Genomic DNA, 20076 nt, shown 5'->3' with positions numbered 1-20076 from the left:
GAAGCGAGCATCACATGTCCTTCTACGACGCCGTCGTCCCCGCCTATCTGCAAATGCTGAACAGCCTCACCGGCCTGCTCACCAAAGCCGAGGCGCATTGCGCGGCGAAAAAGGTCGACCCGGGCGTCCTGCTCGGCTCCCGCCTGTTCCCGGACATGCTGCCGCTGTCGAAGCAGATCCAGCTCGTCAGCGATTTCGCCGCCAAGGGCTGTGCCCGGCTGACCCACAGCGAGGTGCCTTCCACGCCCGACACGGAAAAGACGTTCGAGGAGCTGAAGCAGCGGCTCGCCAGGACCATCGACTATGTGAAGTCGTTCAAGCCCGAGCAGTTCGAGGGCGCCGAGACCAAGGACGTCAGCTTCCCGTCCGGGCCAGACAAGATCACGACGCTGAAGGGCCAGCAGTTCCTGAGCGCGTTCTCACTGCCGAACTTCTATTTCCACTGCGCGACTGCTCATGGCATCCTGCGTCACAACGGCGTCGAGATCGGCAAGCGCGATTTCATGGGTCTGAACTGATTTGCGCAATCGCCCGGCCACGACAGCAGAATTCTGCTGTCGTGGCCAAAATTGCACATGAATTGTGCTGCGCGGGCCCTGCCGCGCAGCTCGCCTGCACTTTCCGAATAGCTGATCCCTTGCGCTGATTACCGCGATGCACAAGTGTTCCGAACCTCTCACCGCCCGAAAGCATTCCCATGAGCCGTCCGACCAAATTGTTTGAGACTTACAAACTCGGCCCGATCACGCTGGCCAACCGCCTCGTGATGGCGCCACTGACGCGCAACCGCGCCGTTCCCCGCACTTTCGTGCCGGGCGCACTCGCCGCCGACTATTACGCCCAGCGCGCTTCCGCGGGGCTTCTGATCACCGAGGCGAGCCAGGTCTCGCAGCAGGGCCAGGGCTACCAGGATACACCCGGCATCTACACCAAGGACCAGGTCGCAGGCTGGCGCAAGGTCACCGACGGTGTCCATCAGCGCGGCGGCAAGATCTTCATCCAGCTCTGGCACGTCGGCCGCATCTCGCATGTCGACCTCCAGGCCAATGGCGCAGCTCCGGTGGCGCCGAGCGCGATCCGCGCCAAGGGCAAGACTTTCGTGAACGGCGGCTTCGCCGATGTCTCCGAGCCCCGCGCACTCGAGCTCTCCGAAATTCCGGGCATCATCGACGACTTCAAGCGCGCCACGAAGAACGCGCTGGAAGCGGGCTTCGACGGCGTCGAGATCCATGGCGCCAACGGCTATCTGCTCGAGCAGTTCGCCAAGGACGGTGCCAACAAGCGCACCGATGCCTATGGCGGCTCCATCGAGAACCGCGCGCGGATGATGCTGGAAGTGTCCAAGGCCGTGGTGGCCGAGGCCGGCGCCGACCGCACCGGCATCCGCATCTCGCCAGTGACGCCGGCCAACGACATCTCGGACTCGAACCCGCAAGCCTTGTACGACCATATCGTCGATGGCCTGAGTGCGCTCAAGCTGGTCTATCTCCACGTCGTCGAAGGCGCCACCGGCGGGCCGCGCGACATCGCGCCGTTCGACTATGCCAGCCTGCGCAAGCGCTTCTCCGGCGCCTATATGGCCAACAACGGCTACGATTTCGATCTGGCGACCAAGGTGCTGGATGCGAACGCCGCCGACCTCATCGCCTTCGGCAAGCCGTTCATCTCGAACCCCGATTTGGTCGAGCGGCTGAAGAAGGGTGCTGCGCTGAACGACTGGGACAAGAACACGTTCTACGGCGGCGGCGCGAAGGGGTACACGGATTACCCGACGCTGGCGGCGGCGAAGTAAGGCTGCCTCCTCCGTCATTGCGAGGAGCGAAGCGACGAAGCAATCCAGACTGCCTCTGTGGAAAGACTCTGGATTGCTTCGCTTCGCTCGCAATGACGGTGTGGTAGCAGTGCGAAAAATTACAAGAAAAAGGCCGGGATCGCTCCCGGCCTTTCGCATTTGATGACGTTACGCTTCGCTTACTTCGCTTCCGCACGCTTCGGGGGCTGGGCCGGCCACGACTTGATCAGCGTGTCGTAGTCGACCGTCTCGCCCTTCGGCTTCTCGTTGGCGAGCTTGCGCTGCGGGGCGAGGGTGCCGTCCTTCTGGGCCTTGGCGTACCAGTACTCGGCCGACTCCTTCTTGTGCAGCTTCGGACCGCACTCCTTCTGCACGCCCGATTTCTCCAGACGCTCCATGACGGAGTCCTGGGCCGCGGCGAGCGAGTCCATCGCGGCCTGCGGCGTCTTCGCACCGGATGACGCATCGCCGATGTTCTGCCACCACAGCTGCGCAAGCTTCGGATAGTCGGGCACGTTGTTGCCGGTCGGAGTCCACTGCACGCGCGCGGGCGAGCGGTAGAACTCGATCAGGCCGCCGAGCTTCGGCGCACGCTCGGTGAACGACTTGTCCCAGATGTCGGACTCACGAATGAAGGTGAGACCGACATGGCTCTTCTTCAGCGACACCGTCTTGGAGACGATGAACTGCAGATAGAGCCAGGCTGCCTTGCGGCGATCCGCCGGGGTCGACTTCAAGAGCGTCACGGAGCCGGCGTCCTGGTAACCGAGCTTCATGCCTTCCTTCCAGTAGGCGCCGTGCGGCGACGGAGCCATACGCCATTTCGGCGTACCGTCCGCGTTCATCACGGCGATGCCCGGCTTCACCATGTCGGCGGTAAAGGCGGTGTACCAGAACATCTGCTGGGCGATGTTGCCCTGCGCCGGCACGGGACCGGACTCGGAGAAGGTCATGCCCTGAGCCTGAGGCGGAGCATACTTCTTCATCCACTCGAGGTATTTCGTGATCGAGTAGACCGCAGCTGGACCGTTGGTGTCACCACCGCGCTCGATCGACGAACCGACCGGACGGCAGCCTTCCATGCGGATGCCCCACTCGTCGACCGGCAGACCGTTCGGAATGCCCTTGTCGCCGTTGCCGGCCATCGACAGCCAGGCGTCGGTGAAACGCCAGCCGAGCGACGGGTCCTTCTTGCCATAGTCCATATGGCCGTAGACCTTGACGCCGTTGATCTCCTTGATGTCGTTGGTGAAGAACTCGGCGATGTCCTCGTAGGCCGACCAGTTCACGGGAACGCCGAGCTCGTAGCCGTACTTGGCCTTGAACTTGGCCTTGTAGTCGGGGTTGGTGAACCAGTCGTAGCGGAACCAATAGAGGTTGGCGAACTGCTGGTCAGGCAGCTGATAGAGCTTGCCGTCCGGCGCGGTGCCGAACGACTTGCCGATGAAGTCGTTGACGTCGAGCTGGGGATCGGTGACGTCCTTGCCCTCGCCGGTCATGTAATCCGACAGCGCGATGGTCTGGCCGTAACGGAAGTGGGTGCCGATCAGGTCGCTATCGTTGATCCAGCCGTCATAGACGTTCTTGCCGGACTGCATCTGGGTCTGCAGCTTCTCGACGACGTCACCTTCCTGGATGAGGTCGTGCTTGAGCTTGATGCCGGTGAGCTCGGAGAACGCCTTGGCCAGCGTCTGAGCTTCGTATTCGTGGGTCGTGATGGTCTCGGAGACGACGTTGATCTCCATGCCCTTGAACGGTTCGGCCGCCTTGGCGAACCACTCCAACTCCTTCTTCTGGTCGTCCTTCGACAACGTCGAGGGCTGGAATTCCGCGATCCACTTCTGGATCACGGCCTCGTCGGCGGCGCGGACCGGCGCCGAGACAGCGAACGCTACCGCAATGATGGCTGCCGCACTCGATACGCTCAGCAAGCTGACCTTGGTCAGCGGACCTTTGCTTCTAGACCGTCGCATGTTGTTTCCTCCGTTGCAGCGACAAACTTTTGTACAGGCCCGGGTTGGTCCCGGATCTGGCCGTCCCTTCGCGAGTTTCAGACCGTGCGGAAGATGAGCGCGGCCGTGACCAGCGAAATTCCTGATGCGAGCCACAGGCTCGAGATTTCAAAACCTTCCTCGCCGATCGGCAGCGTGGCAAGCGCATCGGTGCCCATGAAAGCGATCCACAACAGGTGGATGACGGCCGCCGTGATCAGCGAGATGAACAGGCGGTCGCCGCGCGTGGTCGGAATGCGGAGCACGCCGACGCGCTCGGCTTCGGGATAGACCGCGGCGAGCCATGTCATTACGGCCAGCGTGCTGGCGAGCGCGACGAAGAAGATCGCCGTCGGCAGCGTCCAGGCCATCCATGCAATGGAGTCCAATGATGCCTCCCTAGACCCGACCGAGCGCGAAACCGCGCGCGATGTAGTTGCGGACGAACCAGATCACGAGCGCCCCCGGAATGATGGTGAGCACGCCGGCCGCGGCCAGCAGCCCCCAATCCATGCCCGCCGCAGACACCGTCCGCGTCATGATCGCCGCGATCGGCTTGGCGGAGACCGAGGTCAGCGTTCGCGCAAGCAGCAGTTCGACCCAGGAGAACATGAAGCAGAAGAAGGCAGCGACGCCGATGCCGCTCGCGATCAGCGGCACCAGAATCTTGATGAAGAAGCGCGGGAACGAGTAGCCGTCGAGAAAAGCGGTCTCGTCGATCTCGCGCGGCACGCCGGAGACGAAGCCCTCGAGAATCCAGACCGCCAAGGGCACGTTGAAGATGCAATGCGCGAGCGCGACCGCCCAGGGCGTATCGAACAGGCCGATCGCCGAATACAAGTTGAAGAACGGAAGCGCATAGACCGCCGCCGGCGCCATGCGGTTCGACAGCAGCCAGAAGAACAGATGCTTGTCGCCGAGGAAACGGTAGCGCGAGAAGGCGTAGGCTGCCGGCAGCGCCACCGAGATCGAGATGATGGTGTTGAGGACGACGTATTCCAGCGAGTTGATGTAGCCGGAATACCAGCTCTCGTCGGTGAAGATGCGCTTGTAGTGCTGCAGCGTCGGGGTATGCGGCCACAGCGTCATCGTCGAGACGATTTCGGCATTTGTCTTGAAGCTCATGTTGACGAGCCAGTAGATCGGCAACATGAGGAAGACCAGGAACAGCCCCATGATGAGGCGACGGCCGGGAATCGAATGCATCACGCGGCTCCTTCCTGGTGCTTACGCTCGGCGCTGGCATTGGTCATGACGGTGTAGAAGATCCAGCAGACGATCAGGATGATGAGGTTGTAGACCAGCGAGAGCGCGGCGGCCTTGCCGAGGTCGAACTGGCCAAGCGCGATCTTGACGAGCTCGATCGACACGAAGGTCGTGGAGTTGCCGGGACCGCCCCCGGTGACGACGAACGGCTCGGTGTAGATCATGAAGCTGTCCATGAAGCGCAGCAGCACCGCGATCAGCAGCACGCGGTTCATCTTGGGCAGCTGGATCGCCTTGAACACGGCCCAGCGCGAGGCACCGTCGATCTGGGCGGCCTGGTAATAGGCCTCCGGGATCGACTTCAGGCCGGCATAGCAGAGCAGCGCGACGAGGCTGGTCCAGTGCCAGACGTCCATCACGATGACGGTGATCCAGGCGTCGATTTCGTTGGAGACGTAATTGTAATCGATGCCGATGGCGTTGAGCACGTAACCGAGCAGTCCGATGTCGGGCCGGCCAAAGATCTGCCAGATCGTGCCGACCACGTTCCACGGAATCAGCAGCGGCAGCGCGAGGATGACGAGACAGGCCGCCACCGTCCAGCCCTGGCGCGGCATCGACAGCGCGACGACGATGCCGAGCGGCACCTCGATGGCGAGGATCACCAGCGAGAAGAAAAGATTGCGGCCGAGCGAGGCGAGGAAGCGGCCGCCGAGGTCGGTCGAGGGATCGAGCAATTCCTTGAACCAGCCGACACCGTTCCAGAAGAACTGGTTGTTGCCGAACGTGTCCTGCATCGAATAGTTCACCACCGTCATCAGCGGCAGCACCGCGGAGAAGGCGACGACCAGGAATACCGGCAGCACCAGGAACCAGGCTTTTTGGTTGACGGTCTTGTCCATCAGGCGGCTCCCTCCACCAGAAGGCTGTCGGCATAGACGTGGATATGCGACGGGTCGAATTTCAGCCCGGCGGTGCCGTCCGAACTGGTGAATCCCGCAGGCGCGCGCGCCGCGAGCTTTGCGTCGCCGAGGCGGGTGCGGGCGAAACGGATGCGGCCGAGATCGTCGATGCGCTCGATTTTCGCGGTGAGCGAGCCCGGCGCCGGTGCGACCACATCAACGAATTCCGGGCGCACGCCGATTTCGATCTTCGCGCCGGCCGGAAGCTTGTCATAGCTCCGGCCCAGCCCAATGACGTGGCCGCCGATCCTGGCCTCGCGGCCCCTCACCTCGGCCGGAATGATGTTCATGCCGGGCGAGCCGATGAAATAGCCCACGAATGTATGCGCCGGCTTGTCGAACAGTTCGGCCGGCGTGCCACTCTGCACCACGCGGCCGTCATGCATGACGACGACGGTGTCGGCGAAGGTCAGCGCCTCGGTCTGGTCGTGGGTGACGTAGATCATCGTGAGGTCGAGCTCGCGATGCAGCGCCTTCAGCTTGGAACGCAGCTGCCATTTCAGCTCGGGGTCGATCACCGTCAGCGGCTCGTCGAACAGCACGGCGGCCACGTCGGAGCGGACCAGGCCGCGGCCGAGCGAAATCTTCTGCTTGGCATCGGCGGTGAGCCGCGTCGCCTTGCGGTTCAGATAGGGTTCGAGATCGAGCAGGCGGGCGATCTCGGCGACGCGCTTGTCGATCTCCGCCTTCGGCACGCCGCGGTTCTTCAGAGGAAACGCCAGGTTCTGCCCCACCGTCATGGTGTCGTAGATCACCGGAAACTGGAACACCTGGGCGATGTTGCGCCTCTGGGTTGACAGCGGCGTGATGTCCAGACCATCGAACAGGATTTTTCCCCGCGACGGCGTGATGATGCCGGAAATGACGTTGAGCAGCGTGGTCTTGCCGCAGCCGCTTGGGCCGAGCAGCGCATAGGCACCGCCCTGCCGCCAAGTCATGGTCACCGGCTTGAGCGCAAAGCTGTCCTGCGGCGCGTCATTGCCGCCGTAGGAGTGGGCGAGATCGACGAGGTCAATGCGGGCCATGTCGCATCTCCCTCAAGAGCCTGGTGCCGCGACCAACCGGTCGGCGGCATCAAACACAAAGACATCATTGGGATCGAGCACGGCATCCAGCGTCTGGCCGGGCTCGAATTCGTGCACGCCATGCAACACCGCAACCCAGTTCGATCCGTCGCGGGTCAAGTGCACGAAGCTCTCCGAACCGGTGATTTCGGTCACCGTCACCGTGGCGTGGAAGGCGTGGCGGTCGGCCTCGCCGTTGGCGAGCGCCAACTGATGGGCGCGAAAGCCGACGCGATAGGAGCCGTCGGCGAGCGACGAATAGAGCCCGGAGGCCGGCGACGCGGCGCCGCCGGCATATTGCACGGCGCCGTTCTTCTTCTCGATGCCGACGAGGTTGAGCGGCGGATCGGAGAACACCTGCGCCACGCGGAGCGTCTGCGGCCGGCGGTAGACGCTCGGCGTCTCGCCGATCTGAAGCGCCTGGCCTTCCCACATGCAGACCGTGTTGCCACCGAGCAGCAACGCTTCGGTCGGCTCGGTGGTGGCATAGACGAAGATCGCGCCCGAGGCCTCGAAGATGCGCGGCAATTCGGCGCGCAGCTCTTCGCGGAGCTTGTAGTCGAGATTGGCGAGCGGCTCGTCGAGCAGCACGAGATCGGCGCCCTTGACCAGCGCGCGCGCCATCGCGGTACGCTGCTGCTGACCGCCGGAGAGCTGAAGCGGCGTGCGCTTCAGGAACGGCTCGAGCCGCAGCAGCCTTGCGGCTTCTGCCACGCGCGTCTCGATCTCGTCACGCGGCTTGCCCTGCACACGCAGCGGCGAGGCGATGTTCTCGTAGACCGAGAGCGAGGGATAATTGATGAACTGCTGATAGACCATCGCGACCGAACGCTTGCGCACATCGACGCCGGTGACGTCCTTGCCGTTGACCAGCACCTTGCCCGTGGTCGGCTTGTCGAGACCCGCGAGCAGCCGCATGATCGAGGTCTTGCCCGACAGCGTCGGCCCGAGCAGCACGTTGAGCGTGCCGCTCTCGAGCCGTCAACGAGACGTCGCGGATATGTTCGATACCGTCGACGGTCCGGGTCACGTGATCGAGTGTCACGGTCATGAGCGACCTCCTGCTTCCAGCAGGGGACTTTGCCGCACACCATGAGCTGCAATCCAGTCACTCAACGTCGCGATCTCGTCGGCAGATAGTCGCAGGCCGAGCTTGGAACGGCGCCAGACGATGTCTTCGGCGGTGACGGCCCATTCGTTGGCCATGAGGTAGCGGACCTCGCGCTCGGTCAGCGTCGCGCCAAAGGCCTGGCCGAGATCGGCGGCGGATTTCGCGTCGCCGAGCAGCTTCGCCGCCCTTGTGCCATAGGCGCGCGCGAGGCGCCGCGCATGCGCATGGCTGAGGAAGGGATAGCCGCGCTGGAGCTCGGCGATCAGGCCGTCGACGTCGGACACACCCATGTCGCCGCCGGGCAGCGACACCTTGCCGGTCCAGCCCTCGCGCGCTTTTGCACTGCGAAGATAGGGCGCGAGCCGTTCCAGCGCCTCTTCGGCGAGGCGGCGGTAGGTCGTGATCTTGCCGCCATAGATCGACAGCAGCGGCGCGTTGCCGGGCATGTCGAGCTCGAACACGTAGTCGCGGGTTGCAGCCTTGGCTTCGCTGGCGCCGTCGTCATAGAGCGGACGCACGCCGGAATAGGTCCAGACCACGTCCTCTGAGGTCACAGGCTTGGCGAGATATTCGCTGGCGGCCTTGCAGAGATACTCGATCTCCTCAGCCGTCGCCTTCACCTTGGACGGATCGCCGTCATAGTCGCGGTCTGTGGTGCCGATCAGCGTGAAATCGTCCTGGTACGGGATCACGAAGATGATGCGGCCGTCTGCGTTCTGGAACATGTAGGCGCGGTCGTGGTCGTAGAGTTTCTTCACGACGATGTGCGAGCCCTGCACCAGGCGCACCTTGGCCTTCGCATTCACACCGGCGCCGCGGCCGAGCACGTCCTCGACCCAGGGACCGCCGGCGTTGACCAGCGCGCGGGCCTGGACCTGCGAACGCGCGCCGGTCAGCGTATCGATCATGCTGACGGTCCAGATACCGTCGGCCTGGCGAATTTCGGTGGCGCGGGTGCGGGTGCGGATTTCGGCGCCCTTGTCGGCGGCGTCGCGTGCGTTGAGCACCACGAGGCGCGCGTCATCGACGAAGCAGTCGGAATATTCGAATGCGCGGCTGTAGCGATTCGGGATCAGCGGTTTTCCGACTTCATCGCACCGCAGATCGACCGATCGCGTCGCCGGCAACAGATGCCGGCCGCCGATGTGGTCATAGAGGAAGAGGCCGAGGCGCAGCAGCCACGCGGGACGGAGCCCGGCGTGATGCGGCAGAACGAAACGCAGCGGACGGATGATGTGGGGCGCGATGCCCCAGAGAATCTCGCGCTCGATCAGCGCCTCGCGCACCAGGCGAAACTCGTAATATTCCAGATAGCGCAGTCCGCCATGCACCAGCTTGGTCGACCAGGACGACGTCCCGCTCGCCAGATCGTTCATTTCGCACAGGAAAACGGTGTTGCCGCGGCCCACGGCGTCGCGCGCGATGCCACAGCCGTTAACGCCGCCTCCGATGATGGCGAGGTCGAATATCCGCTCCAACAGACGCATCCCCCGGCGACCGCTCGTTCCTTCGAGCAGTTACTTTCGTTTTTGATTAGATCACACCGAAAAACGAAAGCAAGACGAAAGAGAGGGGACAATAAGTGAAACTCGAACTTTCTGAGGAGCAATCCGGTGCCAAAACAGGCACTTTTGTCGCGATCCAATACGCAGCAGCTTGAACGGTCAGTGCGATCTTATATAGTCATAATAGTCAGATTGGTTCATTCGACATGACAGGCAAAACCACCACTCCCGATTCGCCACCGGCTGACGCACCCAATGACACTTGGACACTAGCTAACGCCAAGGCGCGCCTGTCCGAGGTGATCGACCGCGCCCAAGCGGGCCCCCAGACCATCACCCGTCATGGCAGGCCTAATGCAGTGGTCGTCTCCGCCGAAGAGTGGGCGCGAAAGACCGCGCGCAAAGGTACGCTGGCCGAATTCCTGCTGGCCTCGCCGCTGCGCGGTGCCGATCTCGAACTCGAACGCATGCAGGACGAACCTCGCGACGCGTTGACGTGAACCTGCTGCTCGACACCAACGTGCTGTCGGAGGTTCAGCGGCCAGCGCCTTCCCCGAAAGTCCTGGCGTGGCTGGATACGGTCGACGAGGACCGCGCGTTCATCAGCGTTGCCTCGATCGCCGAGCTTCGCCGCGGCATCGCATTGCTAGATGACGGCCGTCGGCGCGCGGCGCTGGCCGCCTGGCTTGCCCATGACCTGCCCATGCGGTTTGCCGAGCGCATCCTGCCGATCGACCAGGCGGTGGCCGAGCGATGGGGCGACCTGATGGCGCAGGGCCGCCGCAGTGGCATTGCGCTGTCTGTGATGGATGGATTTTTCGCGGCTACCGCGCTCACCCACAATCTCACGCTCGTCACGCGCAACGTGAAAGATTTTACGGCATTCGGCGTAACGCTGCTCAATCCGTGGGACAGCGACTAGGCCGCTATCTCAACCGCACCACCGGCGATGCTTCGGGCACAGCGTCCTGCGTCTCCGCGGGAGCGTCGTCGTTATCCCCTGCCCCCTTCGGCAACGCCGCCATTACCTCGATGCCCTTGCTATGGCAGATCGTAGCCAGGCGCTCGGGCAGTTCCTGATCGGTCACGAAGGTCTGGATCTGGCTGATATGGGCGATGCGCACCGGCGCGCTGCGACGGAGTTTTGTGGAATCGGCAACCAGCATGACGCTGCGGGCGTTGGCGATGATGGCTTGCGCCACCTGCACCTCGCGATAGTCGAAGTCGAGCAGCGCACCCTCCTCGTCGATCGCGGACGCCCCGATGATGGCGTAATCGACCTTGAACTGTCCGATCAGCTGCGTTGCGGTCGAACCGACCACGGCGCCGTCGGCACGCCGCACAGTGCCGCCGGCGACCACCACCTCGATGCGGGGATGTCGGTAGAGCAGCATCGCGACGTTGAGGTTGTTGGTGATGACGAGGAGGTCCTCGTGGGAGGTCAGCGCGCTCGCGACCTCCTCGGTCGTGGTGCCGATGTTGATGAAGAGCGAGCAGCCGTTCGGGATCAGCGAAGCGGCCGCAATCCCGATCGCCTTCTTCTCGTCGGCGGCGACGAAGCGCCGCGCTTCGTAAGCGAGGTTCTCGACGCCGGACGCGATGATCGCGCCGCCATGGATGCGGGTCAGCGAGCGGCGCTCGCAGAGATCGTTGAGATCCTTGCGAATGGTCTGCGCCGAGACCTCGAACTTGCGCGCCAGCTCCTCCACCATGACGCGGCCCGAAGCACGCGCGATGTTGAGGATTTCGGCTTGGCGATGGGTCAATCCGGTCACGGCGATGGCCTCAAATCAGGATGCCGCATGGTGCGGCGGTTCGCAGCTGCGGTCAATGCGGACGCCGATCACGGTTAACGGCCGAAGCCTCTCACCACGCCATCGCGGCGGCGAGACGCGCGAGCAGATCCGGATCGTCGAAGGCGCTGGCGGACGCGACTGCGCCTGATCCAACAAGGTCAGCATGGCTGAGGCTGGTGCGGATTCCGATGGTCGGAATGCCGGCGGCGGCCGCCGATTGCACGCCGGAGCGGGAATCCTCGAACGCAACGGAGGCCGCCGCGCTGGCGCCGACGAAGCGCAGTCCCTCCTGATAGGGCAGCGGATGCGGCTTGCCGTGCGGCAGCTCGTCACCGATCACGATCGCCTTGAAGCGATGCGTGATGCCGAGACCGGAAAGCAGCAGTTCGGCATTGAGGCGCGGCGCGTTGGTCACCGCGGCCATGGGAATGCCCGCGCCATCCGCCAGGTCGAGCAGCGCCATCAGACCAGGCAGCGGCTCGATCTGCCCGGCGACGAGCGTGCGGAAGACCTGCTCCTTCTCGCCGAGGATCTCGGCGCGCTTGTCCAGCGCTTCATCGGGCAGGAAGCGCTCGCCGATCGACACATTGGAAAAACCTTGCAGCTCCCTGGAGAAGCGCGCGTGATCGAACACATGGCCACGCGGCCCGAGCACCTGGTTGAAGGCCTTCAGGTGCAGCGGGTCGGTATTGGCGAGCGTACCGTCGATGTCGAACAGTAATGCCTTGCCCAAGTCCTTGCTCAAGTCCTTGCCCAAGTTCTTGTCGAGAGCCTCGATCATTTCCGTACTTTCCCCGATGCGCGGCGCATCAATGCGAAAGACGTATCAATACAGCCTTCATCGCGCAATGACGCATCGACGTGACCGTCACGCGACACTCGACAAAGCCGCGCACGGCTGCAACACTCGGCGCAAGATCAAAAAAGGAGGAAACGATGACGATCAACCGACGCGATCTGGCTCTCTCGACTCTTGCCGTCTCGGCGCTTGTCCTCTCAGCGCCCGGTGTCACGACACCCGCGCTGGCGGCTTCGGCCGACGAGGACGCCGTTGCAAAGAAGGTCGAGGCCTTCCGCCTCGCCCAGATCGCGGCAGACCCAAAGGCGCTCGGCGCACTGTGCTGGGACGATCTCAGCTACAGCCATTCCAGCGGCAAGGTCGAGGACAAGGCGACTTTCATCACCAATGCCACCGACGGCAAATCGAAGTTCCTGTCGATTGAATACAAGGAGCCGACCATCAAGGTCGTCGGTCCCGCCGCGATCGTGCGCTTCCACTGGGTCGCGGAACAGGAGATGGCGGCCGATGGGAAAAAGTGCCGACCAACCTTCACATCCTGATGAACTGGCAGAAGCAGGGCGACGACTGGAAGCTGTTGTCGCGGGCTGCGACGAAATTGTGATGACGATTCTGCCCCTCCTGTTGCGGGAGGGTGTAGCTCGCCGCATGGCGGCAAGAACGGAGGATACGATGACACTGAATCGCGATCATGCTGCCACGAGGGACCACGAAGCGGTGGCAAAGAACGTCGAGGCCTTTCGTCTTGCCCAGATCGCGGCCGACCCGAAGGCGCTCAGCGCGCTTTGCGCGGACGATTTGAGCTACAGCCATTCGAGCGGCTTCCTAGAGGACAAGGCGGCCTTCATCGCCAACGCCACCGACGGGAAGACCGAATTCCTGTCTATCACGTACAAGGACCCGACCATCAAGATCGTCGGCCCCGCCGCGATCGTGCGCTTCCACTGGCTGGCCGAGATGACGACCGGCGGACAGAAAGTGGCAAACAGCCTTCATATCCTGATGAACTGGCTGAAGCAGGGCGACGATTGGAGGCTGTTGTCGCGCTCCGCGACGAAGCTGTGATCACCGGCGTCATCCGGGACGCGCCGAAAGGCGCGGGCCCGGAATCCATTGATCAACGTCTTCTGAGGCAAAATGGATTCCGGGCTCGCGCTTCGCGCGCTCCGGAATGACAAGTGCAGCACCTACGCCGCTTCCCTCACATCGCCGTTAACCAGCTTGCGCGCAGCGCGCTCGGCTTCGCGGGCGTTGCGGAAGAGCTGGCCTTCGAGGCGGTTGAACTGGTGGGACGAGGCGAAGAAACAGTATCCGCCCTGGCCGCGAACGACGATACCCGCGGTCTGTGAATTGACTTCGATGATGTAGCTGTCCGGCATGGCCCGTAGATTCCTCAATGCGGGCAAATAACCGGATCTCTGCCCAAAAGTTCCTCAGGCAAATCAGCCGGTTTCCACCCCGAATCGACGTGCAATTAAGTACTTGGGGACCTCATCCGTTTTATGACTGGTTGTTGGCGAAGCCGCGACGCGTTGACTCAGTCACGCCGCGTTTGGCCGCCTGCACATGTTCGTGAGATGGACAGAGCGCCGCGCGCGGTTACGTCGCGATCGGCGGATCATCCCGACTGATCGCCTGCGGACGTCCCTCGTCGTCGATCGAGACATAGGTGAAATTACCGTCGGTCACCAGGATCGGCCGAAGCTCCCTGCGCCGCAGCGCCCAGGCTTCGAGGTGCACGGTCATCGAGGTGCGACCGACGCGCACGAGATTGGCGTAGACGGAAACGAGATCGCCGACATAGACCGCTTTGCGAAAATTCATCGCCTCGATCGCCACCGTTACGGTGCGAGATCTCGCCACCTTCGATGCGAACACACCGCCGCCGACGTCCATCTGGCTGAGCAGCCAGCCGCCAAAGATATCGCCATTGGCGTTGGTATCCGCGGGCATCGCTAGCGTGCGGATGCAGAGATCGCCGCTCGGTTCGGTGTCGGACTCGTCGGTCATATGGCTCTCACTTGAAATTGTCCCAGCCCGGATCGGGCGCAAAGCGCGCGCCGAATCGCTCGGCCAGCGCGCGCATGGTGGATACGACATTCTCCACCCCGCGCGTGCGCGCATAATTCAGCGGCCCGCCGCGGAAAGGCGCGTAGCCGGTGCCAAAGATCATCGCGCCGTCGACGGCGTCGGGATCATCGACGATGCCTTCGCGAAGGGCCGCGACGCAGACATTGGACATCGGCAGCACCAGCCGGTCGATCATCTGGTCGGTGACACGCGGACCGGTCTCGGCCAGCGGTGCCTTCTCCGCCTTGCCGTCCTTCCAGGTGTAGAAGCCCTTGCCGGTCTTGCGGCCGAGCTCGCCCCTGGCGACTTTCTCGCGCAGCCAGGCCGGTGTCGGCGGCAAGAGATCGCCGAACCTGGTGCGCAGCATGTCGCCGACGTCGAGGCAGATGTCGAGCCCGACCTGGTCGGCCAGCTCGATCGGCCCCATCGGCATGCCGAATTGCTCGGCGGCGGCGTCGATCAGGCGCTGGTCGGTCTTCTCGTCCAGCATCACCATCGCTTCCAGCATGTACGGCGTCAGCGCGCGGTTGACGAGGAAGCCGGGCGAGCTCTTCACGGGCAGCGGCAAACGGTCGATCGCGCCGACGAAGGCGAGCGCCTGTTTCAGGACCTGTGCATCGTTGCCGTCATGGCTGACAATTTCGACCAGTTGCAGCCGCGACACCGGGTTGAAGAAGTGAAGGCCGACGAGCCGCTCCGGCCGCGCCAGCGTGGTGCGCAGGTCCTGCAGCGGAATGCTCGACGTATTGGTGGCGAGGATCGCGCCCGGCTTCATCTTCGGCTCGAGGCCGGCATAGACCTTCTGCTTCAGTTCCAGCTTTTCCGGCACCGCCTCGATGATGAGATCCGCGTTGCGGACGCCCTCTCCGTCCATGTCGGGGATCAGCCGATCGAGCGCGTCACGCACCTCGGTCGGTTTGCGGATGATCTTGCCGTAGAGCTCGGCAGCGCGCTTCACCGCGCCGGCGATCGGCTCCGCCTTCATGTCGGCGAGCGAGACGCGTATCCCCTGCCCGGCTACCCAAGCGGCGATGTCGCCGCCCATGGCGCCGGCACCGATGACGTGGACGTGCTTGATCGTATTCCCGCCGCCCGTCGTCTTCTTCATCTGCTCGCGCAGGAAGAACACGCGGATCAAATTCTGCGCGGTCGGCGTCACCATCAATCTGGCGAAGGAAGCCTGCTCGGCCTTCAGCATCGCGGCCTTGCTGCCGCCATGGCTCTCCCAGAGATCGATCAGCGCGTAAGGCGCGGGATAATGCTCCCGGGGTGCGGCCTTTGCCGCCTCCGAGCGCATCCGCTTGGCCAGCAAGCCACGCACCGGCCCGAGATTGGCCGCGCGCGTGAGCAGGCCGGGCTTGGCCCGCTTCAGCCGGCCGAACAGGACGTCTTTCACCGCGCCCCGGACATGGCGCTCCTGCGTCACGGTATCGACGAGGCCCAGCGATTTGGCGCGGCGCGCATCGATGGCGCGGCCGGTCAGCATCAGCGTCATCGACTGGGTCGGATTGACCAGCGCGGTGAAGCGCGCGGTGCCGCCGAGACCGGGATGCAGGCCGAGCATCACCTCGGGGAAGCCGAAGCGCGCGCCGTCGATGGCGATGCGCGACTGGCAGGCGAGCGCGACCTCGAGGCCGCCGCCGAGACAGAAGCCGTGGATCACCGCAACCGTCGGCAGCTTCAGCGCCTCCAGATGATCGACCACGGCATGCGCGGCGCGGATACGTGTCTCCACTATCGCAGGATCGCTGGCGCCACGGAATTCGTTGACGTCCGCGCCGGCAATGAAGCCGGAAGGTTTGGCCGAGCGGATCACGAGGCCGGCCGGGCGCTCGGTCTCGATCGCCGCGAGCACGGCGTCGAATTCCTCCATCAAATCCGAAGAGAGCGTGTTGGCGCTTGCATCGGCGCGATCGAACAGCAGCCAGGCGACACCGTCGGCATCGCGCGTCAACTTGAAATGCTTGTAGGGGCTGTCAGTGGCGGGCTTGGGCCCGAGCTCCAGCACGCGGTCGCCGAGCGCGGTCATGATCTTCGAATCCATGGTCACACCGCCTCGATCAGCATGGCGCCGCCGAGCCCGCCGCCGATGCATTCGGTGGCGACACCGCGCCGCGTACCGAGCCGCTTCATCGCGTTGACGAGGTGCAGCACGATGCGGTTGCCGGAAGTGCCGACGGGATGACCGAGCGAGATCGCGCCGCCATCGACATTGAGCTTGTCGCGGTCGATCTCGCCGGCGGCGCCGTCGAGTCCGAGAATCTCGCGGCAGAATGTGTCGTCGTTCCAGGCGGCGAGGCAGCCGAGCACCTGGGTCGCAAAAGCCTCGTTCAGCTCCCAGGTCTCGACGTCCTGAATTGTGAGGCCGTTGCGCGCAAGCAGCGGCGTTGCCGACATCACCGGACCGAGCCCCATGATGCTGGGATCGAGCGCGGCCCAGTTGCTGTCGACGATGGCGGCCTTCGGCGTCAGTCGGTGCTTCGCCACCGCCGCGTCGGAGGCGAGGATCACCCAGGAGGCGCCGTCGGTGATCTGCGAGGAATTGCCGGCGGTGACCTGCCCCCAAGGGCGCTCGAACACCGGCTTCAGCTTTGCCAGCGTCTCGGCCGTCGAGTCCGGACGTACGCCGTCGTCGTGGTCGAAGAATTTTCCATTACGGGAGAACGCGGTCTCGACCTCCCCTTTGAGATAGCCCTCCGTCTGCGCATGCGCGAGCCGGCGATGGCTCTCGGCGGCGTAAGCGTCGGACTGTGCGCGCGTGATGCCGAAGAGATGGCCGACGACTTCAGCAGTCTGGCCCATGTTCAGATCGGTGATGGGGTCGGTCAGCCCGCGCTCCAGGCCAATGATGGGCTTGAGATCGCGCGGCCGCAGCTTGAAGGCGGCGGCCGCCTTCGCGGCGATGCCCTTGGCCGTGGCAAGGCCGGCAAACCAGCGCACGCCCGAATTCGGCCAGACCAGCGGTGCGTGGCTCAGGGCCTCGGTACCGCCGGCGAGGATCATGTCGGCGTGGCCCTCGCGAATGTAGCGGTAGGCGGTGTCGATCGACTGCATGCCGGAGCCACAGTTGATCTGCACGGTGAAGGCGACCATGTCCTCGCCCATACCGAGCCGGAGCGCGGCGACGCGAGCCGGGTTCATCTCGTCCGCGATCACGTTGACGCAGCCCAGGATGACCTGGTCGAAATCATCCGGCGAAAACGGCTGGCGCGCCAGCAGCGGCCGGCCGCATTGCACGGCGAGATCGACCGGCGTAAACGGCCCCGGCCCCGAGCGCGCCTTCAAGAACGGCGTCCGGCTGCCGTCGACGATGAAAACCGGTCGTGCCATCAGCTCGCCGCCCTCTGTTCACCGAGTTCCTGGAAGAACTGATGCACATCTCCGGTTTTCTTGTAAATCGGCGACAGCGCCTCCGGCGCGAAATCGTCGACTTCGATCACTTTTGTGACAGCTTCGCGGGCGGCGGCAAGCTGCTCGCCTTCGGCCTGCGTGATCACGCCCTTGGCCACGGCGTCCTTCCAGTCACGGATGTGCGCGGCGCGCATGCGCTTGGCGATGGCGTCGGTGCCCGTGACCAGCGTGAACGCGCGCTCCAGCCGGGCGAAGCCGCCGTCGTCATCGACATAAGCGAGATCCGCCGTCAGGCGCTCGCGCGCGGCCGAGGGCTCCAGCACGAGACTTGCGCATTGGTGCACGACGCGATCGGACGGGCCGAGCACGCGAGCGCCGAACGGCTGCACCACAAGCTTGAGGAAGCCGGCGACGAAACGGTTGGGCAGGTTGGCGAGGATTTCCGCAAGCCTGTTTTCGATCGTCTTGAAGCCGGTCGCCATGCACCATTCCAGCGCGGCAAAGTCTTCCTTCTGCCGGCCCTCGTCCTGCCAGCGTTTCAGCGCCGCCGATAACAGGTACAGCTCGGACAGGATGTCGCCGAAGCGCGCCGACAGCATCTCCTTGCGCTTGAGTGCACCGCCGAGCGTGAGCAGCGCCATGTCGGCGCAGAGCGCAAACGCCGCGGAGTAGCGCGAGAGCTGACGATAGAACGGCGTGGCGTCGCCTGCGTTCGGTGCCGGCGCGAAGGCGCCAAACGTCCAGCTCCGTCCGAAGGCGCGCAACAGCGTCTCGAAGCTATGGCCGACATGCTTCCAGAACGCCTTGTCGAACGCTGTGAGCCCGCGGTCGCGGTCGGTGTCGGCAAGCGCGGTCATCTCGGCGAGCAGATAGGGATGCGCGCGGATCGCGCCCTGCCCGAACACGATGAGGTTGCGGGTCAGGATGTTGGCGCCCTCCACCGTGATGCCGACAGGAACGGCGCGGTGGAGATTGCCGAGATAGTTTTGCGGTCCGTCGATCACGGCCTTGCCGCCATGGATGTCCATGGCGTCGTCGACCGCGGTGCGCATTCGCTCGGTCGCATGCAGCTTCATGATGCCGGAGATGACAGCCGGATGAACGCCGGCGTTCAGCGCCGCGCAGGTGAGCCGCCGCGCCGCGTCGAGCTGATAGGCGGTGGCGACGATGCGCGCCAGCGGCTCCTCGACGCCTTCGAACTTGGAGATGGAGATGCCGAACTGTTCGCGGATGCGGGCATAGGCGCCGGTGGTTCGGGCGGCATAGGCAGCGCCGGCCGCCGACAGCGACGGCAGCGAGATGCCACGGCCGGCAGCGAGCGCCGTCATCAGCATCTTCCAGCCTTGCCCAAGGCGTTCCTGGCCGCCAATGACATAGTCGAGCGGAATGAAGACGTCGCGGCCCCGGTTCGGGCCGTTCTGAAACACCTGCATCGACGGCAGATGGCGGTGGCCGATCTCGACGCCGGGCAGATGAGTCGGGATCAACGCCACGGTGATGCCAAGCTCTTCCCGGCTGCCCACGAGATGATCGGGATCGTAGGCCTTGAACGCCAGCCCCAACAACGTCGCGACGGGACCGAGCGTGATGTAGCGCTTATGCCAGTTCAGCCTGAGGCCGACGACCTCGCGGCCCTCGAACACGCCCTTGCAGATGATGCCGGTATCGACCATCGAGGCTGCATCGGAGCCGGCCTCGGGGCTGGTGAGGCCGAAGCAAGGAATGTCACGGCCATCGGCGAGGCGCGGCAACCAGCGCTCCTGCTGCTCCTTGGTGCCGAAGCGCATCAGAAGCTCGCCGGGTCCAAGCGAATTCGGCACCATCACGGTGACGGCCGCCGCGATCGAGCGAGTGGAGATCTTGCGCACGACCTCCGAATGCGCGTAGGGCGAGAAGCCGAGGCCGCCGAACTCCTTCGGGATGATCATGCCGAAGAACTTCTCGCGCTTGATGAAGGCCCAGACCTCCTGGGGCAGGTCGCGCCATTCCCAGAAGATCTTCCACTCGTCGAGCGTGGCGCAGAGTTCGTTGACGGGGCCGTTGAGGAAGGCCCGCTCCTCGTCGGTCAATTGGGCCGGAGCGATTTTGAGCAGCTTCGACCAATCGGGATTGCCGGTGAAGAGATCGGCGTCCCACCAGACGTCACCGGCCTCCAGCGCCTCGCGCTCGGTGTCGGACATCGCCGGCAGCACGCCGCGGGCCCAGGAGAAGATCGGCTTGGTGATGGTGTCGCGGCGGAAGCTCATGGCGGACCTCATGCAACGGCGCGGTTGTCGGGCATTTTAGCGGAAAGTGACGGGGGTAAGTGAACACTTCGCCGGCAAAAAGAAGCGAATTGACGCGGCCGGGCGGCCGCCCCGAAGACCTAACGGCCGGGGCGTGGGGGCAGTTCCGGGGAGGGGATGGGATGCCCAGCTGTTATTCCGGGG

The 20076-nt window shown here is 64.2% G+C and carries 19 protein-coding genes and 1 pseudogene; 6 read left to right on the top strand and 14 right to left on the bottom strand.

Translation table 11 applies throughout. The features are described 5' to 3' along the window. Nucleotides 1-14: 14 nt before the first annotated feature. Together ACQ86E_RS21670 and ACQ86E_RS21665 are read left to right on the top strand one after the other, a co-directional pair. On the top strand, nt 15-518 hold the full coding sequence (locus tag ACQ86E_RS21670) for a DUF1993 domain-containing protein (RefSeq protein ID WP_431201717.1): 504 nt from the start codon (nt 15-17) through the stop codon (nt 516-518). Between the two features lie 179 nt (nt 519-697). After that, the gene (locus ACQ86E_RS21665) at nt 698-1792 is read left to right on the top strand and encodes an alkene reductase (protein ID WP_431201716.1); all 1095 of its coding nucleotides are present in this window, start codon (nt 698-700) and stop codon (nt 1790-1792) included. A gap of 179 nt (nt 1793-1971) precedes the next feature. Here the strand turns inward: ACQ86E_RS21665 and ACQ86E_RS21660 are convergent, their stop codons facing one another. The 7 genes and pseudogenes from ACQ86E_RS21660 to glpD form a co-directional block, all read right to left on the bottom strand. Continuing rightward, nucleotides 1972-3765 carry an ABC transporter substrate-binding protein gene (locus tag ACQ86E_RS21660; RefSeq protein ID WP_431201715.1) on the bottom strand — a complete coding sequence of 598 codons (1794 nt, stop codon included), beginning with the start codon at nt 3763-3765 and terminating at the stop codon, nt 1972-1974. 77 nt (nt 3766-3842) lie between these two features. Further along, nucleotides 3843-4172: a DUF2160 domain-containing protein gene (locus tag ACQ86E_RS21655; protein WP_431201714.1), complete on the bottom strand. Its 330-nt coding sequence runs from the start codon at nt 4170-4172 to the stop codon at nt 3843-3845. Nucleotides 4173-4182: 10 nt separating this feature from the next. Beyond that, on the bottom strand, nt 4183-4989 hold the full coding sequence (locus ACQ86E_RS21650; protein WP_431201713.1) for a carbohydrate ABC transporter permease: 807 nt from the start codon (nt 4987-4989) through the stop codon (nt 4183-4185). Further along, a complete protein-coding gene (locus ACQ86E_RS21645; protein WP_431201712.1) occupies nt 4989-5891 on the bottom strand; it encodes a carbohydrate ABC transporter permease in 903 nt (300 codons plus the stop codon). Before ACQ86E_RS21645 ends, ACQ86E_RS21650 begins: the two co-directional genes overlap by 1 nt. Further along, complete coding sequence (locus tag ACQ86E_RS21640) at nt 5891-6976, bottom strand: ABC transporter ATP-binding protein (RefSeq protein WP_431201711.1); 1086 nt, start codon at nt 6974-6976, stop codon at nt 5891-5893. The genes ACQ86E_RS21645 and ACQ86E_RS21640 overlap by 1 nt, the downstream gene beginning before the upstream one ends. Before the next feature lie 12 nt (nt 6977-6988). After that, a pseudogene (locus ACQ86E_RS21635) lies at nt 6989-8066 on the bottom strand (ABC transporter ATP-binding protein). Continuing rightward, nucleotides 8063-9613, bottom strand: a complete 1551-nt coding sequence (gene glpD, locus ACQ86E_RS21630; RefSeq protein ID WP_431201710.1) for a glycerol-3-phosphate dehydrogenase — start codon at nt 9611-9613, stop codon at nt 8063-8065. The pseudogene ACQ86E_RS21635 and the gene glpD overlap by 4 nt, the downstream one beginning before the upstream one ends. Nucleotides 9614-9837: 224 nt before the next feature. Here glpD and ACQ86E_RS21625 point away from each other — a divergent pair, with 224 nt between their 5' ends. Then, complete coding sequence (locus tag ACQ86E_RS21625) at nt 9838-10131, top strand: type II toxin-antitoxin system Phd/YefM family antitoxin (protein ID WP_431201709.1); 294 nt, start codon at nt 9838-9840, stop codon at nt 10129-10131. After that, nucleotides 10128-10553, top strand: a complete 426-nt coding sequence (locus tag ACQ86E_RS21620; protein WP_431201708.1) for a type II toxin-antitoxin system VapC family toxin — start codon at nt 10128-10130, stop codon at nt 10551-10553. The genes ACQ86E_RS21625 and ACQ86E_RS21620 overlap by 4 nt, the downstream gene beginning before the upstream one ends. A 4-nt stretch (nt 10554-10557) precedes the next feature. On the opposite strand, the gene ACQ86E_RS21615 is transcribed toward ACQ86E_RS21620, so the two are convergent. Next, nucleotides 10558-11406: a DeoR/GlpR family DNA-binding transcription regulator gene (locus tag ACQ86E_RS21615; RefSeq protein WP_431201707.1), complete on the bottom strand. Its 849-nt coding sequence runs from the start codon at nt 11404-11406 to the stop codon at nt 10558-10560. Between the two features lie 91 nt (nt 11407-11497). Then, nucleotides 11498-12208 carry an HAD family hydrolase gene (locus ACQ86E_RS21610; protein ID WP_431201706.1) on the bottom strand — a complete coding sequence of 237 codons (711 nt, stop codon included), beginning with the start codon at nt 12206-12208 and terminating at the stop codon, nt 11498-11500. 155 nt (nt 12209-12363) lie between these two features. Here ACQ86E_RS21610 and ACQ86E_RS21605 point away from each other — a divergent pair, with 155 nt between their 5' ends. Then, nucleotides 12364-12768 carry a nuclear transport factor 2 family protein gene (locus ACQ86E_RS21605; RefSeq protein WP_431201705.1) on the top strand — a complete coding sequence of 135 codons (405 nt, stop codon included), beginning with the start codon at nt 12364-12366 and terminating at the stop codon, nt 12766-12768. A gap of 106 nt (nt 12769-12874) precedes the next feature. Beyond that, complete coding sequence (locus ACQ86E_RS21600; protein WP_431206530.1) at nt 12875-13291, top strand: nuclear transport factor 2 family protein; 417 nt, start codon at nt 12875-12877, stop codon at nt 13289-13291. Nucleotides 13292-13413: 122 nt separating this feature from the next. Here ACQ86E_RS21600 and ACQ86E_RS21595 read toward each other — a convergent pair whose 3' ends face one another. The 5 genes from ACQ86E_RS21595 to ACQ86E_RS21575 all read right to left on the bottom strand — a co-directional run bounded on the left by ACQ86E_RS21595 (nt 13414) and on the right by ACQ86E_RS21575 (nt 19893). Continuing rightward, nucleotides 13414-13605 carry a hypothetical protein gene (locus ACQ86E_RS21595; protein WP_015688044.1) on the bottom strand — a complete coding sequence of 64 codons (192 nt, stop codon included), beginning with the start codon at nt 13603-13605 and terminating at the stop codon, nt 13414-13416. Between the two features lie 220 nt (nt 13606-13825). Continuing rightward, nucleotides 13826-14236 carry an acyl-CoA thioesterase gene (locus ACQ86E_RS21590; RefSeq protein WP_431201704.1) on the bottom strand — a complete coding sequence of 137 codons (411 nt, stop codon included), beginning with the start codon at nt 14234-14236 and terminating at the stop codon, nt 13826-13828. 7 nt (nt 14237-14243) lie between these two features. Continuing rightward, on the bottom strand, nt 14244-16340 hold the full coding sequence (locus ACQ86E_RS21585; RefSeq protein WP_431201703.1) for a 3-hydroxyacyl-CoA dehydrogenase NAD-binding domain-containing protein: 2097 nt from the start codon (nt 16338-16340) through the stop codon (nt 14244-14246). Between the two features lie 2 nt (nt 16341-16342). Further along, on the bottom strand, nt 16343-17626 hold the full coding sequence (locus ACQ86E_RS21580; RefSeq protein WP_431201702.1) for an acetyl-CoA C-acetyltransferase: 1284 nt from the start codon (nt 17624-17626) through the stop codon (nt 16343-16345). Beyond that, nucleotides 17626-19893: an acyl-CoA dehydrogenase gene (locus ACQ86E_RS21575; protein WP_431201701.1), complete on the bottom strand. Its 2268-nt coding sequence runs from the start codon at nt 19891-19893 to the stop codon at nt 17626-17628. Before ACQ86E_RS21575 ends, ACQ86E_RS21580 begins: the two co-directional genes overlap by 1 nt. Between the last annotated feature and the right edge of the window lie 183 nt (nt 19894-20076).

The sequence above is a fragment of the Bradyrhizobium betae genome, assembly GCF_050632175.1.
GTDB lineage: Bacteria > Pseudomonadota > Alphaproteobacteria > Rhizobiales > Xanthobacteraceae > Bradyrhizobium > Bradyrhizobium betae_B.
The sequence above is the reverse complement of the archived record's forward strand: the minus strand, read 5'-3'. Positions and strand labels throughout refer to the sequence as shown.

What these genes read in the sequence shown, in the direction of transcription:
- ACQ86E_RS21670 (WP_431201717.1), top strand. Translation starts at nt 15, where the DNA reads ATGTCCTTCTACGACGCCGTCGTCCCCGCCTATCTGCAAATGCTGAAC.
- ACQ86E_RS21665 (WP_431201716.1), top strand. Translation starts at nt 698, where the DNA reads ATGAGCCGTCCGACCAAATTGTTTGAGACTTACAAACTCGGCCCGATC.
- ACQ86E_RS21660 (WP_431201715.1), bottom strand. Translation starts at nt 3,765, where the DNA reads ATGCGACGGTCTAGAAGCAAAGGTCCGCTGACCAAGGTCAGCTTGCTG.
- ACQ86E_RS21650 (WP_431201713.1), bottom strand. Translation starts at nt 4,989, where the DNA reads ATGCATTCGATTCCCGGCCGTCGCCTCATCATGGGGCTGTTCCTGGTC.
- ACQ86E_RS21645 (WP_431201712.1), bottom strand. Translation starts at nt 5,891, where the DNA reads ATGGACAAGACCGTCAACCAAAAAGCCTGGTTCCTGGTGCTGCCGGTA.
- ACQ86E_RS21640 (WP_431201711.1), bottom strand. Translation starts at nt 6,976, where the DNA reads ATGGCCCGCATTGACCTCGTCGATCTCGCCCACTCCTACGGCGGCAAT.
- glpD (WP_431201710.1), bottom strand. Translation starts at nt 9,613, where the DNA reads ATGCGTCTGTTGGAGCGGATATTCGACCTCGCCATCATCGGAGGCGGC.
- ACQ86E_RS21625 (WP_431201709.1), top strand. Translation starts at nt 9,838, where the DNA reads ATGACAGGCAAAACCACCACTCCCGATTCGCCACCGGCTGACGCACCC.
- ACQ86E_RS21610 (WP_431201706.1), bottom strand. Translation starts at nt 12,208, where the DNA reads ATGATCGAGGCTCTCGACAAGAACTTGGGCAAGGACTTGAGCAAGGAC.
- ACQ86E_RS21605 (WP_431201705.1), top strand. Translation starts at nt 12,364, where the DNA reads ATGACGATCAACCGACGCGATCTGGCTCTCTCGACTCTTGCCGTCTCG.
- ACQ86E_RS21600 (WP_431206530.1), top strand. Translation starts at nt 12,875, where the DNA reads ATGGCGGCAAGAACGGAGGATACGATGACACTGAATCGCGATCATGCT.
- ACQ86E_RS21595 (WP_015688044.1), bottom strand. Translation starts at nt 13,605, where the DNA reads ATGCCGGACAGCTACATCATCGAAGTCAATTCACAGACCGCGGGTATC.
- ACQ86E_RS21590 (WP_431201704.1), bottom strand. Translation starts at nt 14,236, where the DNA reads ATGACCGACGAGTCCGACACCGAACCGAGCGGCGATCTCTGCATCCGC.
- ACQ86E_RS21585 (WP_431201703.1), bottom strand. Translation starts at nt 16,340, where the DNA reads ATGGATTCGAAGATCATGACCGCGCTCGGCGACCGCGTGCTGGAGCTC.
- ACQ86E_RS21580 (WP_431201702.1), bottom strand. Translation starts at nt 17,626, where the DNA reads ATGGCACGACCGGTTTTCATCGTCGACGGCAGCCGGACGCCGTTCTTG.
- ACQ86E_RS21575 (WP_431201701.1), bottom strand. Translation starts at nt 19,893, where the DNA reads ATGAGCTTCCGCCGCGACACCATCACCAAGCCGATCTTCTCCTGGGCC.